The organism is Bradyrhizobium sp. S3.12.5 (assembly GCF_040548225.1).
Classification (GTDB): Bacteria; Pseudomonadota; Alphaproteobacteria; order Rhizobiales; family Xanthobacteraceae; genus Bradyrhizobium; species Bradyrhizobium cytisi.
In genome coordinates, this window is the sequence record NZ_JBEPRF010000048.1 from 1 (window position 1) to 11,718 (window position 11,718).

17 protein-coding genes and 1 pseudogene are annotated in these 11,718 nt (G+C 63.7%); 8 read left to right on the plus strand and 10 right to left on the minus strand.

Features of this window, described 5'->3' with window-relative positions:
* Window positions 1-213 precede the first annotated feature (213 nt).
* Together ABIC09_RS36960 and ABIC09_RS36965 are read right to left on the minus strand one after the other, a co-directional pair.
* Entirely contained in the window at window positions 214-1,038 is an 825-nt protein-coding gene (locus ABIC09_RS36960) for an FkbM family methyltransferase (protein WP_354112383.1), read from the minus strand.
* Between the two features lie 318 nt (window positions 1,039-1,356).
* Complete coding sequence (locus ABIC09_RS36965; protein ID WP_148755971.1) at window positions 1,357-1,875, minus strand: hypothetical protein; 519 nt, start codon at window positions 1,873-1,875, stop codon at window positions 1,357-1,359.
* A gap of 241 nt (window positions 1,876-2,116) precedes the next feature.
* Here ABIC09_RS36965 and ABIC09_RS36970 point away from each other — a divergent pair.
* Both ABIC09_RS36970 and ABIC09_RS36975 read left to right on the plus strand, forming a co-directional pair.
* A pseudogene (locus ABIC09_RS36970) lies at window positions 2,117-2,957 on the plus strand (PhzF family phenazine biosynthesis protein).
* A gap of 209 nt (window positions 2,958-3,166) precedes the next feature.
* Window positions 3,167-3,517, plus strand: a complete 351-nt coding sequence (locus tag ABIC09_RS36975) for a zinc ribbon domain-containing protein YjdM (RefSeq protein WP_354112384.1) — start codon at window positions 3,167-3,169, stop codon at window positions 3,515-3,517.
* A gap of 25 nt (window positions 3,518-3,542) precedes the next feature.
* Here ABIC09_RS36975 and ABIC09_RS36980 read toward each other — a convergent pair whose 3' ends face one another.
* Window positions 3,543-3,953 carry a VOC family protein gene (locus ABIC09_RS36980; protein WP_354112385.1) on the minus strand — a complete coding sequence of 137 codons (411 nt, stop codon included), beginning with the start codon at window positions 3,951-3,953 and terminating at the stop codon, window positions 3,543-3,545.
* Between the two features lie 210 nt (window positions 3,954-4,163).
* Between ABIC09_RS36980 and ABIC09_RS36985 the strand changes: the two genes are divergently transcribed.
* Window positions 4,164-4,424 (plus strand): hypothetical protein, encoded by a 261-nt coding sequence (locus tag ABIC09_RS36985; protein WP_148755955.1) that lies wholly within the window; start codon window positions 4,164-4,166, stop codon window positions 4,422-4,424.
* A 151-nt stretch (window positions 4,425-4,575) separates the two neighbouring features.
* On the opposite strand, the gene ABIC09_RS36990 is transcribed toward ABIC09_RS36985, so the two are convergent.
* On the minus strand, window positions 4,576-4,722 hold the full coding sequence (locus ABIC09_RS36990; RefSeq protein ID WP_354082678.1) for a hypothetical protein: 147 nt from the start codon (window positions 4,720-4,722) through the stop codon (window positions 4,576-4,578).
* Here ABIC09_RS36990 and ABIC09_RS36995 point away from each other — a divergent pair.
* The gene (locus ABIC09_RS36995) at window positions 4,721-4,996 is read left to right on the plus strand and encodes a hypothetical protein (protein WP_354112386.1); all 276 of its coding nucleotides are present in this window, start codon (window positions 4,721-4,723) and stop codon (window positions 4,994-4,996) included. The two genes, ABIC09_RS36990 and ABIC09_RS36995, sit on opposite strands and share 2 nt — an antisense overlap.
* 19 nt (window positions 4,997-5,015) lie before the next feature.
* Here ABIC09_RS36995 and ABIC09_RS37000 read toward each other — a convergent pair whose 3' ends face one another.
* On the minus strand, window positions 5,016-5,270 hold the full coding sequence (locus tag ABIC09_RS37000; RefSeq protein WP_148755954.1) for a hypothetical protein: 255 nt from the start codon (window positions 5,268-5,270) through the stop codon (window positions 5,016-5,018).
* A 158-nt stretch (window positions 5,271-5,428) separates the two neighbouring features.
* On the minus strand, window positions 5,429-5,593 hold the full coding sequence (locus ABIC09_RS37005) for a Flp family type IVb pilin (protein WP_187435426.1): 165 nt from the start codon (window positions 5,591-5,593) through the stop codon (window positions 5,429-5,431).
* 317 nt (window positions 5,594-5,910) lie between these two features.
* Here ABIC09_RS37005 and ABIC09_RS37010 point away from each other — a divergent pair, with 317 nt between their 5' ends.
* A complete protein-coding gene (locus tag ABIC09_RS37010) occupies window positions 5,911-7,248 on the plus strand; it encodes a M15 family metallopeptidase domain-containing protein (RefSeq protein ID WP_354112387.1) in 1,338 nt (445 codons plus the stop codon).
* 8 nt (window positions 7,249-7,256) lie between these two features.
* Here the strand turns inward: ABIC09_RS37010 and pdxY are convergent, their stop codons facing one another.
* On the minus strand, window positions 7,257-8,069 hold the full coding sequence (pdxY, locus tag ABIC09_RS37015) for a pyridoxal kinase (protein WP_354112388.1): 813 nt from the start codon (window positions 8,067-8,069) through the stop codon (window positions 7,257-7,259).
* 186 nt (window positions 8,070-8,255) lie between these two features.
* The gene (locus tag ABIC09_RS37025; protein ID WP_354112389.1) at window positions 8,256-8,900 is read right to left on the minus strand and encodes a TetR/AcrR family transcriptional regulator; all 645 of its coding nucleotides are present in this window, start codon (window positions 8,898-8,900) and stop codon (window positions 8,256-8,258) included.
* Between the two features lie 98 nt (window positions 8,901-8,998).
* Here ABIC09_RS37025 and ABIC09_RS37030 point away from each other — a divergent pair, with 98 nt between their 5' ends.
* The 3 genes from ABIC09_RS37030 (at window position 8,999) to ABIC09_RS37040 (ending at window position 10,784) form a co-directional block, all read left to right on the plus strand.
* Window positions 8,999-9,664 (plus strand): O-methyltransferase, encoded by a 666-nt coding sequence (locus tag ABIC09_RS37030; protein ID WP_354112390.1) that lies wholly within the window; start codon window positions 8,999-9,001, stop codon window positions 9,662-9,664.
* A 206-nt stretch (window positions 9,665-9,870) separates the two neighbouring features.
* Window positions 9,871-10,215 (plus strand): DMT family transporter, encoded by a 345-nt coding sequence (locus tag ABIC09_RS37035; RefSeq protein WP_354112391.1) that lies wholly within the window; start codon window positions 9,871-9,873, stop codon window positions 10,213-10,215.
* Window positions 10,215-10,784, plus strand: a complete 570-nt coding sequence (locus ABIC09_RS37040) for a TetR/AcrR family transcriptional regulator (protein ID WP_354033428.1) — start codon at window positions 10,215-10,217, stop codon at window positions 10,782-10,784. The genes ABIC09_RS37035 and ABIC09_RS37040 overlap by 1 nt, the downstream gene beginning before the upstream one ends.
* A 10-nt stretch (window positions 10,785-10,794) precedes the next feature.
* On the opposite strand, the gene ABIC09_RS37045 is transcribed toward ABIC09_RS37040, so the two are convergent.
* Entirely contained in the window at window positions 10,795-11,112 is a 318-nt protein-coding gene (locus tag ABIC09_RS37045) for a hypothetical protein (protein ID WP_354033427.1), read from the minus strand.
* Window positions 11,113-11,199: 87 nt separating this feature from the next.
* A complete protein-coding gene (locus ABIC09_RS37050; RefSeq protein WP_354112392.1) occupies window positions 11,200-11,406 on the minus strand; it encodes a hypothetical protein in 207 nt (68 codons plus the stop codon).
* Window positions 11,407-11,718: the final 312 nt, after the last annotated feature.

Genomic DNA, 11,718 nt, shown 5'->3' on the forward strand with positions numbered 1-11,718 from the left:
TCCCCACAGCCGCCCAAACCACCCGTTGCCACTGCGAGGAATTGCCGCATCCTTAGATGGACCACGCAAAACGAGAAAGATTGGCAAGCTCTCAGGATGAGGACCGAGTGTGCGTCCGTCGTTTTTGACGAGCACCGGTGCCGCTTAGCCTCATCCTGAGGAGACCGCGAAGCGGTCGTCTCGAAGGACGAGGCGCGCAATCGAGCAGTCAGCCTAGGCCGCGTGTGTTTGCGGGCCCGCGCTCTGGGACACGTTGATATCCTTCAAGCACACATCGCTCTGATGGATGGCGAGAATGTTGATGCCGAGACCCATCAGCCGGTAGCCGTTGTCGACGAGCCATTGCTCGAGCTGCCGGAGATCTGTCTTGATCTTTTCGATCAGCAGGATCGGGCGGTATGTCCTGATCGTCTCGCGGGCGCCGCTGAGAGCCTCCATCTCCATGCCCTCGATGTCGATCTTGATGAAATCGGCACGCGGCAGATTGAGCTCGTCCAGCGTCATCTTGCGCACGACGACGGTGTTGTCGGTGTAGTCGATCGGCTGACCGATGAATTCGTTGCTCGGGCGCGGCCGCAATTCCAGGCTGCCGAAACTGGACGGCATGAAATAGTTCGGATTGGGGATTTGCAGCGTGCCGGATTCGGAGGACACGGCCGCATGCACCGCCAGCGCATTGAAGCAGTTATTGATGGCGATGTTGCCGGCCAGCGCATAGTAGATCCGTTCCTGCGCCTCGATCGCGACCACCGAGCCCCAGCCCGTCATCGCCGAGGCCCATTCGATGGTGTGCACGCCGATATTGGCGCCGCAGTCGATCGCGATGACGCCGTCACCGTGGTGCTTGCGCCGCAAGGCCAGCAGCTCGAGCGCGATCTTGACTTCGCCTGGATCGAATGCGGCGGCCTCGAGGATCTGATGCCCCACGCCATAGCCGCGGTCGGGGGCGACCATGCGATAGTCGAAGCGATTGACGATCATCGTTCCATGGCTGGATGAGGCCATGACAAAGGCCAGCTTTTGCCCCGCGATCGGCATTGCAGAATCTCCTCGAACCCAGAGTAGAGGCCACTATCCCCATGCCGGCTTATGCGAGGCTTGTCCCGATCCCGTAGGATGGCTAGAGCCCTTGCGAAACCCATCATTCCACAACAGCTATTTGATGGGTTCGCTTGGGCCCATCCGGGCTGCTTGCGGCAAACAGGATCACCGCCGCGAGGACTCTGGATTCCCCCGCCCTATATGGTCGATCCCTACGGCGATCCGGATTGGCGAGCCCTTAGGGCGAAAGCGATACCATCACCTTGGCTCCGCCAAGGTGATGGATATCACAAAGGGGTAAACCCATCCTGCGGATTATCGCTCCGTGGCCGGTATCTCGTACACCGACACCTTGGCGGCGATCCCGGTCAGCTGGCGCTCTTGCGTCGCAAGCTCCTCATTGGAGGACTCGCCGACCGAGACGTCCTTCATTCTGCGCTTGACCTCTTCGCATGTCTTGCGGACGTCTTCGGTGAAGAGCGCACATTCTTCGATGCGCTTGAAGATCTTCCGTCCCTCGTCACGATACCCCGCGGCCGTTTCGCGCATGAAGGCAATCGCATCATGGACCTGGACTGTCAGCGCTTCGCACTTTTGCGCGGCGTCGATCAACTCGGTGCCCATGGCCTCGATCTCTTTTGCCGCGGACTCGTAGTCGCGAATGACCGCCTCTGCACTGAGCGCACCGACGCGCGTGACGCCCTCGGTGTGCTCGACGTAATCAGGCAGAGAAATTGAAGCGATCGAACTTCCCGTGCGAACCGATGCAATATCCGCCTCGAGTTGAACCAGGTTCACGCCTTCCCGCCTGCGCAATTGCTCAACACTTGCCATGATTGATCCTCCCAATACGCACCCCGAACCCCAAAGGACATTCAGTGTATTACGGGGATAAGCGGCAGTCCTAACCCGATCTGCTATTGACAGCCTCAGCTTTGCCATTTTGTCCCAGCTGCCAACGCGGCACGCAGCGATGATGGATGCCATAAGCGCTCAACCTCTCATAATTGCGGCTCGTGAAGATGATAGGTTTCGCATGAGCGCAATCCATCCTGCGGCAAATGAGATCGATCCCATGACACCAGTGCTTCGTATCGCGGCATTTTCAGACGGCGGCCGAGGCGGCAATCCCGCCGGGGTCTGGATCGGCGACATCTTGCCGGCTGCAGCGGCGATGCAGGCGATCGCAGCCGAGGTCGGCTTCTCGGAAACCGCCTTTGCCGCGCCAGAGCGTGAGGGATGGCGCGTCCGTTACTTTTCGCCGTTGATGGAGGTGCCGTTCTGCGGACACGCCACCATCGCGCTGGGCGCCGCACTCGCGCATCGCTTCGGCGATCGCAGTTTCGGGCTGCAGTTGAACGATGCCGTCATTTCCGTTTCGGGGCAGCGCGACGGCAACACCATCGCGGCCGCGCTGCAGTCGCCGCCGACGCGCAGCGCGCCGCTCGAAGCGTCGCTGCGGGATGCGCTGCTGGACCTGTTCGGCTATGCGAGCGGCGATCTCGACCCGAAGCTGCCGCCCGCAAACATTCACGGCGGCGCCGATCATGCCCTGCTGGTTTTGCGATCGCGCGACGCGCTCGCGCGCATGACGTACCAGTTCGAACGGGGCCGCTCCCTGATGGAGCAAGCGGGCTTGGTCACCATCGCGCTGGCGACGGTGGAGACGCCGCGCCTGTTCCATGTCCGCAATGCCTTCGCCGCCGGCGGCGTGGTCGAGGACCCCGCGACGGGCGCTGCCGCCGCCGCGTTCGTTCGCGGGTTACTTGCGTGACATCGACTGGCCGCATGGCGGTGCGATCGACATCGTCCAGGGCGAAGACATGGGCGCGCGCTCGCTGATCCGCGCCGAGATCGGCGCGGCCAAGGGCAGCTCGATCCGGGTCTCGGGGACGGCGCGGTTCATGGACGGCTGACGCGTTTTCGGCACCCTGGCATCATGCGCCTGTTTTGCCCGACGGGTCAAACATTATTCTGATTCGCCGAAACTAGAAATTCCGTAGGCATTTCTACTGTGCATGGGGTTGTTTTCGCGATCTTGATTATGGGAGCGAGCGACTTTCCCTTGCATTTGCCTGCCTCGACCCTACGGTGCGCCGCGCACGCAAGCCGGAGACCAGACTTCATGACCGACGCCACCAAATGCCCGAACTGCCAGTCGGAGCATGCCTATCAGGACCGGGATCTCTGGATGTGCCCGGAATGCGGCCATGAATGGAGCGCTGCGGCTGGCGCCGCCGCAGATGCGCCGGTGAAGGCGGGCGTGCGCGATGCCCATGGCAACGTGCTCACCGACGGCGACAGCGTCATCGTGATGAAGGATCTCAAGGTCAAGGGATCGTCGTCGGTCGTCAAGGGCGGCACCAAGGTCCGCAACATCCGTCTCCAGGATGCCACCGACGGGCACAACATCGCCTGCAAGATCGACGGCATCGGCGCGATGAATTTGAAGTCGGAGTTCGTGAAGAAGGCGTAGCTGCATCGGGTGGATTGCGTTGCGCTCATCCGTCCTGCGAGCCCAGCAACGCGTCATACCCCTTCGCGCTGAACGCCAGCAGACAAAACCCGTGCCCGAACGGATCGGCCAGCATGGCAATCCGCCCATACGGCGCATCGCGCGCCGGGGCTTCGAGCACGGCGCCGGCGCGCAGCGCGCGCTCGACTGCGGCATCGACATCGTCGACGACGACGTCGAGATGCAGCGGCGTCCAGTGCCGGTCGTAGCGACGGCGGTCGCTGCCGGCGCCTAACGACCCGGCCGGCTTGGTCAGCAGATACACCGGCGCCGGCCAGCCCACAAGCTCGACGAAGTCGCTGCCGAAGCGGCGGCCGACGGTGAGCCCAAACGCGACGGTGTAGAAAGTCGTGGCGGCTTCGATGTCGGGGACGTCGACGTTGAGCAGGACGTTCATGGCTTCATCAGCTCCCTGATCGCGCGGGTCGGCCTCAACTACCACTTCGGCAGTTCCTCGTCGCGAGATCCCTGGGCCACGGATCGCAGCACTGGCGTCGCCCTGCTCGCGGCGCCGTTCTCTGCCGCGGGATTTGGTGCTATGCTCTCGTGGAACGGCCGTTGGTCTCGCATCAGGAGGTTCGCACATCGGCCGACGTAGGAGCGCATGATGAGGCACCGACTTCCGCTGGTCTTTGCACCTATGATGCTGCTGGGCGCGGTCAGCGCCGCCAACGCCGACGGCCTCTGCGGCCCCGGTTGCCACCCGACCGTGACCGGCGCCTGCGTGGTCGACGGCTGGGGCACCGGCGCGCGGGTCTGGAACGAATGCCCGGCCACCACGCGTCCACGCCCGCCCTGCGGCGGATCGGACTACGTCTGGAGCTCGAGCAAGCGCGCCTGCTTCCCGAGAGTGAAGGACTGGATCTAAAGCGTGCTGCCGAGGGGGCGGCCCGCCGGCGAAGAGCGGTTAGCCGCGGCGCGCCCTACCTCTGCCTTTGCGGCAGTACGTCGGCGGACGTTACGGCTCAACCCACGTCCCTGCAAGGCAGGCGCGCGGGAGAACGCGGATTGAAGTCCGCTCAGAAGAAGCCGGGGCTGAGATCGAGCCCATAGCTCAGGCTCAGCACGAACACGAACAACGCGGCGGCTGCGAACATTGCGAGATGCCGGACGATGAATTCGCGCGGCGAATTGGCGACAACAACGGCTTTCTGCGCAACAGGCATGACAGTCTCCATTATGAAAACGATTCTTGGCCGCCAATATGCGGCGCCCGCATCAAGCGCCGCGATCTGCAAAACAACTATTAAAGAGATCACACTCGTTTTGAACGCCGGTACACAAGTCGCGCGTTGCGAGGAGTTTTTCTGCCGAAGCATTCTCAGTCAGCGCATCAACACGCGACATGAGATGGAACACACTCACGGTGTGATCGATCAATTCGTCGCGATGACATCACGGCCGCAGATAAAAAAATGGCCGGGACAAGCCCGGCCATGACGTCGTGACGGCTTTGGTCTCAGCGGGCGGAGCCCGTGGTCACGGTCGCGGTCTTCAGCTTGCGCGGCGTCAGCACGGCGGCCTGGAGCGCCGTCACGCTGGTGGCGGGCGCCGTCACCTGCTGCTCGACATGGGCAGCGCCGAGCACGCGAACCTGCACGGGCGAGGCCGGAATGCCGTTGGCCTCATAGGCCGGCAGCTCGGCGGCGAAGGCGGCAGTCGTGCCCGCAAGGGTGAGGACAGCGGCCGCGATCGACAAAGTCTTCTTGTTCATGGTGATGCTCCAAAGAGAAAGGTCGGAGCACATGTAAGTCCGATTTGCTGCATTGCGACATGCATTGCTGCAACGCAATATCGCGCGCCGTGCATAACGGTATGTTTAACGCGCCGCACGCCCTTTCGTACTGCTCGCAAAGAGGAGGCGACAACGCCCTATTTCAAAGCGGTCGCCAATGATTGCAGCTTTGCGACAAGATTGGTGCCGAGCGCATAAATGACTTCAATAATCGCGAGCGCAATGCCCGCTGCGATCAGGCCATATTCGATCGCTGTGGCACCGGATTCATCGGACGCGAACTCAACCAATAAGCATTTCAATTTCACAAGCATATCCTTCCCAGATCTACCGGACGTTGTCGGCACGGCACGCGAGCAATGCACCTCCACAATCCAAGATTGAGTAAATCTGGATAATTCAATTTTATGAGCATCCGAAGGCGATTTTGCCTGGCTTTTCCTGTCCACGGAGGCCGGCCCCTGCGGGAACCAAAGTTGCATTCAGGCAACACCTGGCGCGAAAAGCCCTTTTTAGGGGATTTACGCCATTGCACCGCCACATCGTCCTCCGAACAATTGACGCGCCGCGTGCTTGGCTGTGCAATCTGGTTCGCTTACGAACCTTGGAGGCAGGGATCATGAATGATCGGCGGTCTCTTCTTGTGGCGGTCTCGTGCCCCTCGGCCGTGATGGTCGGCTGGCTGGCGCTCTCCCTCTCCGCCTATGCCCCTGCTTTGATCGAGAACAGCGGCGCCAATGCAGCCGCCGTCTCCCGCGCCAAAGATCTCACCCACCTTGAGCTTGCCGATATCCCGCGCGCGGCGACGATCGATGATGGCATCGCCCTGACCGCCGACATCGCCGCCGCCGCGGCTGCGACACCAAGCGCGGCACTGGTCGAAGCACCACCGCCCGGGGCACCCGCCCCCGCTGTCCAGCTCGCCTCGGCCGATCCAACTGACATGGTCGCGGCGGTCTCACCCGCGCCCCAGATCGCACCTGAACCGGCTCCGGTCGCAAGCGAGGCTGCCGCCGTCACCAACGAAGCTGCTCCCGTCGCAAGCGAAGCTGCACCCGCACCCGAGCCGACCGTCAAGCTCGCGTCCGCCGATCCCGGCGACGTCGTGCCGTCGGAGGCTCTGTCACCAGCGGCGATCGCGAGCGGGCCCGTGGCCGAGAGCAAGGCGTCGCCGCCCGCCGACACCGTGGCCGTGCTCGATGAATGCTTCGTCATGGATGCCTGTATCGACCGCTATCTCTGGGCGCTCTATCAGCGCACGCCGAAGGAAGATTCCATCAAGGTCGAGGACCGCCGCGCCGTCACCGTCAAGCGCAAGGGCAAGATGGTCACGGTGATGCGGAGCTTCACGAAACTCGTCGACGAGGATTTTGCCTGGAAGGATCCGAAGGCGGCCGGCCACGCCAAGATGACGCTGATGGATTACGTCATCGGCGGCATGGACAAGAGCTTCAAGCAGAAGCTGTTTCGCATGCTGCTCACGGCAGAAGCTGCCGGTCTCTCGCCGGGAATCACCAGCGCGTTCCGTGACGACTATCGCCAGGAGATTGCGAGCGGCCTGAAGGCAGCCTCCAACCGCTCCTATCACGGCGGCAGCCTTCGCGGCGGCTACGGCCACGGCATGGCGGCCGACATCGTCAGCACCAAGGGCGACAACCGCGCGCAGCGCTGGGTCTCGACCGAGGCGTTATGGAAGTGGGTGGATGCCAACGGCAAGGCGCTCGGCATCGGCCGGCCCTATCTCGACCGCGATCCGCCGCATGTTGGCCCGATCGACGGTCAGGAATATATCTCGAAGCGCGGCGTTGCGACCGACCGCAAGGAAGCTGCCAACACCAAGCCGAAGAAGGCGCGCGCGGTGGCCAGCGCCAGGCCGCCGAGGGCCCAGGCGACGCGGGAGAGGAGCCCGGCAAAGCCGCAGAAGGCGGCGCAATCGGCCGCGAAGCGAACGACCTGAGCCGTCGCTCAGTTTCCTGAGGCCGGCAACGGCACGAGACGCATCTCGGCCGATCCTGCCTGCTGGGTGCGAACGAGCACGGCAAAGATGGTCTCGACCGCAAGCCGCACCGCCGCCTCGACTGCCGTACCTTTGGCAAGGTGCGCCGCGATCAGGCCGGTGAGGAGATCGCCGGTGCCATAGGGGCGGATCGGCAGGCGCGGCGTCGCAAAGCGCGACAATTGCCTGTCAGCACACAGGATCGTCTCCACCTGCCCCGCCGGCGTGTCGACGAGGGTGCAGCCGGTGGCGACGGCGTCGATCCGGCGTTGCGCCGCAATCGCAGCCGCTGCAGCACGCAGGCCGTCCGTGTCTGCGATCTTGACGCCGGAGAGCAGCTCGAGCTCGAACTGGTTCGGCGTGATCAGGTGTGCCGCAGGCAACAAGCGGTGCCGCACCACATCCAAAATACCGTCGGCGACATAGACGCGGCCGTCGTCGCCGATGACGGGATCGCAGAGATAGACGAGCTTCGAATTGCGCGACAGTGCGCGCTCGACAAAATCGGCGATGACGACGGCGTTGTCGGGCGAGCCGAGATAGCCGGTGACGAGCACGGCCGCCTCGTCGACAAGGTCCCGCTCCTCGACACCTCGCAGCAGATCGGCGACCAGCTCAGCGTCGAGCACTCTCCCACGCAAGGTCGGATAGCGCGGATGGTTCGACAGCAGCGTCGTCGGCACCGCAGCGACATTGACGCCCTCCGCCTGCATGGCGTGGACCGCCGCGCTGTTGCCGACATGGCCGTGGACCACCTGGCTTTGAATCGAGATGACGAGCATGCAGAGGTCCGTAGGGTCAAAAGCTGGATGTGGCAAGCGTAGCCCGGATCACGAAGCGTCGTACCCGAGCCCTGGCCGCAGCGCTTGCATCTTCCGCGCCAGCCTTCGGTGCCCGGTCACCTCTGACCGCCCGCTAACCCATGATCCCCAGTGGTCCGAAACGATATTGGGCTGCAAACGCAGATGTCAGGAATGACTTCCGCGTCGCGCAAGCTCATCGAGGTAGGCGCAGAACATGTCAGCCAGCCCGTCGGCATGGCGCGCGATCTCCGCCTCGCTGTGCGGCGTCTCCGAGAACCGCTTGCCGACCTCGGCCAGCGTCGTCTTGATCAGCTCTCCGGCGAGCTCGCGCGTCGCCTCCGAGGCCTTTGGCAGCACCTCGCTCATGAAGGCTGCGACAATGCCCTCGCCGGCCGCGCGCGCCTCCCGCGCCTCCGGCGCATCGCGATAGAGCGGTGCGGCATCGCTGAGCGCGCCGCGGATCGCGGCCTCCTCGCATTCGGAGCGTATGAAGGCGTGGACCAGCGCGCGCAGGCGCACCGGAGGCGACGTCGCACGGTCCGCGAGAATGCCGCGGAGGAGCTCGCTCGTGCTTCGCCACTCGTCGCTCTGCAGGCGGAACAGGATCGCCGCCTTGTTCGGAAAATACTGGTAGAGTGAGCCGACGCTGACCCCGGCCCGCTCCGCCACCCGCGCGGTGGTAAAACGCTGCGCCCCCTCCTTCGCCAGGACCTGAACAGCGGCATCCAGAATGGCCGCCACCAGCTCGTTGGAGCGGACCTGTTGCGGCAATTTTCGTGAGGAAACTGAACGGCTTCGACGATCGGCCATAGTGCGCCCGGGGGAATGCGAATAGGAAATGCGATGAATTAGTCGTATTTCATTTCGCACGCAAGCCCACGCTTTGCCGCCAACTCTGGAGACACGAAATGACCATCCCAACTATCACCTCGCGTGCGCCGCTGCTGGTTCGCCTGTTCGACCAGGACGAAGCAGCACGCGGCGCAACGCGAGCCGCCTTCGCCGACGTGACCGACGCCGACCGCACACGGATGATGCAGAGCAAGACCGATTACCGCGACCTCTACGCACGCCTGAAGGACGCCCCGCTCGCGGTCTCACGTGAGACCGGTCACCTGCTCTACATGCTGGCGCGCAGCTCACGTGCCAGAACGATGGTCGAGTTTGGCACCTCCTTCGGCATTTCGACGCTGTACCTTGCGGCAGGCTTGCGAGACAATGGCGGCGGCCGTCTCATCACCAGCGAGTTCGAGCCATCCAAGGCGGCGCGGGCGCGCGAAAACCTCTCGGCCGGCGGGCTGATCGATCTCGTCGAAATCCGTGAAGGCGATGCGCTGAAGACGCTGAGCAGGGACCTGCCCGATCAGATCGATCTCGTGCTGCTCGACGGCGCCAAAGCGCTCTACCCGGATATCCTCGATCTGATCGAAGACCGTCTGAAGCCGGGCGCGATCATCGTCGCCGACAACGCCGACTTCAGCCCCGACTATCTCGCGCGCGTCCGTAAGCCCGGAAACGGCTACATGTCCACGCCCTTCGCCGAGGACGTCGAACTCACCGTACGGATCAGCTAGGGCCGCATCGAACGCTTCACGACGGCTCGGAGCTGCCGCGCGATCCCTCGCGCGGCAGCTCCGTGTGATCGGCCCCCTGAGGTGGTCAGACCCGCTGTCGCAGCCTCGTCACTCACACGTGATATTTGCTCCCGACAAAAGCCATGTTGCGCGTGCTAAACATACCTACCGCGCGGTATCTTTCGCGCGCCACGACCGAGACCGCCATGACGCCCGCTTTCACCTCCTATGTCGCACTTGCCCTCGCCATCATGCTCGAGGTGACGGCGTCCGCCTTCCTGCAGCAGTCCGCGCAGTTCACCCGGCCCTGGCCGACGCTGGCAATGGTGTTGTTCTATGTCGCCTCGTTCTACGCGCTTTCCGTCGCGATCCGGGTCATCCCCTTGAGCATCGCCTATGCGATCTGGGGCGGGGTCGGCATCATCCTGACCGCCACAATCTCCTTCGTGCTGTTTCGCCAGATGCTGGACGCCGCAGCTTTCGTCGGTATTGGGCTGATCGTTTCCGGGGTCGTGGTCATCAACCTGTTCTCGCAGACGACGGCGCATTGATGCCGGCGAGTGCCTATACCCGCGCCAAGCAGCCCGAGCAGGTGCGGCGCGCCCTGCTCGACCACGCCGCGGCGATCGCCATGGACCACGGCGTCTCCGGCGTCACCGTGCAAGCGGTGGCAGCGGCGGCCGGCGTCACCAAGGGCGGGCTGTTTCATCATTTCGGGAGCAAGCAGGCGCTGATCGAGGGCCTGTTCGCCGATCTGCTCGCCCGCGTTGACACCGAGATCGACGCGGCCATCGAGGCGGATCCCAGGCCGCTCGGCAGCTTTACGCGCGCTTATGTGAATGCGGTGTTCACCGGCAAGGCGTTCGGCTTTGCCACGCCTTGGGCGGCGCTGAGCATGGTGGTCGTCACCGATCCGTCGCTGCGCAAGCTCTGGAACGACTGGATGAAAGCGCGCCTGAAACGCCACCGTGCAACCGATGCGGCGCCAGAGTTCCAGATCGTGCGTCTGGCCGCCGACGGCGCCTGGCTGTCTTTCGTCACGACGGGACAGACCCGCATGAACGCAGATTGGCGCGCCGTGCACGACCGCCTGATCGCGCAAACTTATCGGCGCGGGTAGCCGGCGACGACTACTGGCTCTGCACCGGCTTGGGCGGACGCGGCTTGGATCGGCCTGACTTTGCGCCAGATTTCGCCGAAGCACTTGCGGGCGGCGTATCGACCGACACCAGATAGGCCGCGAGCGCCTTGGCGCTGTCGGAGCTGGCCGAATAATGGTCCTGCAGGAACCAGGACAGCGTCAGGGTGTAGCGCCCTTTCGCAAGCCCCCGCGGGCTGCGATGGCAGGCCGTGCAACCGTCGGCGAAGAGCTTTTCGGGCGATTTGCCGGCGTCGAGATTTTGCGCGGACGCAAGCGGTGTCGTCAGCACGATCGCGGCTGCGGCCATGGTCCCAAGAATCACCAGAGGCGCGACGAATGCGCGCCCCGGTCGAATTTGCGATCTCAATGTCGTCCCCTAGCCCGCGCCTCGCGATCACGCCGCCAGCAACTGATCGAACTCCGGCGGTGCGTACGCTTTGCCGTCCTGATCGGTGATGACGACCCGCCACCCTTCGCTCGCCCAAACCTTTGCCTTCGCCACGATGAGCAACCGGCTCTCGCGGGCAAAACTGTACTTCTCATTGTCGCGTTCTGCGATCATTTTATAGGCCAATGCTTGTCCCCTTGCGTTGCCCTGCACCCGTCCTCGTCGTGGCAGCGGGCTTTGGCGGCAATTCGCCGGGAGCGTGGCAATTTGGTGCCGTCCGCGGCAGCATTGTGCGCCGGCACCGGTTCCACCGAGCAACGGAGGTCAATCATGTGCAGCGTCATGAGCGCGATTCTGCTTGCCGGGAGCTTGTTCGCCGCCATGCCCGCAACCGCGCAGAACTGAATCCACGACGGCCGAGTGCTGTGCTAGAGAGCGTTAGCCGATCAGGTTGCAAGTACCCTGCGGCCACGAAGTAGTTTGTGGATTCTGCGGGCGTGTAGGTGTCGACGATGCGACCAATAG

Bases quoted from the DNA above. Each gene is read 5' to 3' on its own strand.
- ABIC09_RS36960 (WP_354112383.1), bottom strand. From the start codon at position 1,038: ATGCCGATCGCGGGGCAAAAGCTGGCCTTTGTCATGGCCTCATCCAGC.
- ABIC09_RS36965 (WP_148755971.1), bottom strand. From the start codon at position 1,875: ATGGCAAGTGTTGAGCAATTGCGCAGGCGGGAAGGCGTGAACCTGGTT.
- ABIC09_RS36975 (WP_354112384.1), top strand. From the start codon at position 3,167: ATGACCGACGCCACCAAATGCCCGAACTGCCAGTCGGAGCATGCCTAT.
- ABIC09_RS36980 (WP_354112385.1), bottom strand. From the start codon at position 3,953: ATGAACGTCCTGCTCAACGTCGACGTCCCCGACATCGAAGCCGCCACG.
- ABIC09_RS36985 (WP_148755955.1), top strand. From the start codon at position 4,164: ATGAGGCACCGACTTCCGCTGGTCTTTGCACCTATGATGCTGCTGGGC.
- ABIC09_RS36995 (WP_354112386.1), top strand. From the start codon at position 4,721: ATGACAGTCTCCATTATGAAAACGATTCTTGGCCGCCAATATGCGGCG.
- ABIC09_RS36990 (WP_354082678.1), bottom strand. From the start codon at position 4,722: ATGCCTGTTGCGCAGAAAGCCGTTGTTGTCGCCAATTCGCCGCGCGAA.
- ABIC09_RS37000 (WP_148755954.1), bottom strand. From the start codon at position 5,270: ATGAACAAGAAGACTTTGTCGATCGCGGCCGCTGTCCTCACCCTTGCG.
- ABIC09_RS37010 (WP_354112387.1), top strand. From the start codon at position 5,911: ATGAATGATCGGCGGTCTCTTCTTGTGGCGGTCTCGTGCCCCTCGGCC.
- pdxY (WP_354112388.1), bottom strand. From the start codon at position 8,069: ATGCTCGTCATCTCGATTCAAAGCCAGGTGGTCCACGGCCATGTCGGC.
- ABIC09_RS37025 (WP_354112389.1), bottom strand. From the start codon at position 8,900: ATGGCCGATCGTCGAAGCCGTTCAGTTTCCTCACGAAAATTGCCGCAA.
- ABIC09_RS37030 (WP_354112390.1), top strand. From the start codon at position 8,999: ATGACCATCCCAACTATCACCTCGCGTGCGCCGCTGCTGGTTCGCCTG.
- ABIC09_RS37035 (WP_354112391.1), top strand. From the start codon at position 9,871: ATGACGCCCGCTTTCACCTCCTATGTCGCACTTGCCCTCGCCATCATG.
- ABIC09_RS37040 (WP_354033428.1), top strand. From the start codon at position 10,215: ATGCCGGCGAGTGCCTATACCCGCGCCAAGCAGCCCGAGCAGGTGCGG.
- ABIC09_RS37045 (WP_354033427.1), bottom strand. From the start codon at position 11,112: ATGGCCGCAGCCGCGATCGTGCTGACGACACCGCTTGCGTCCGCGCAA.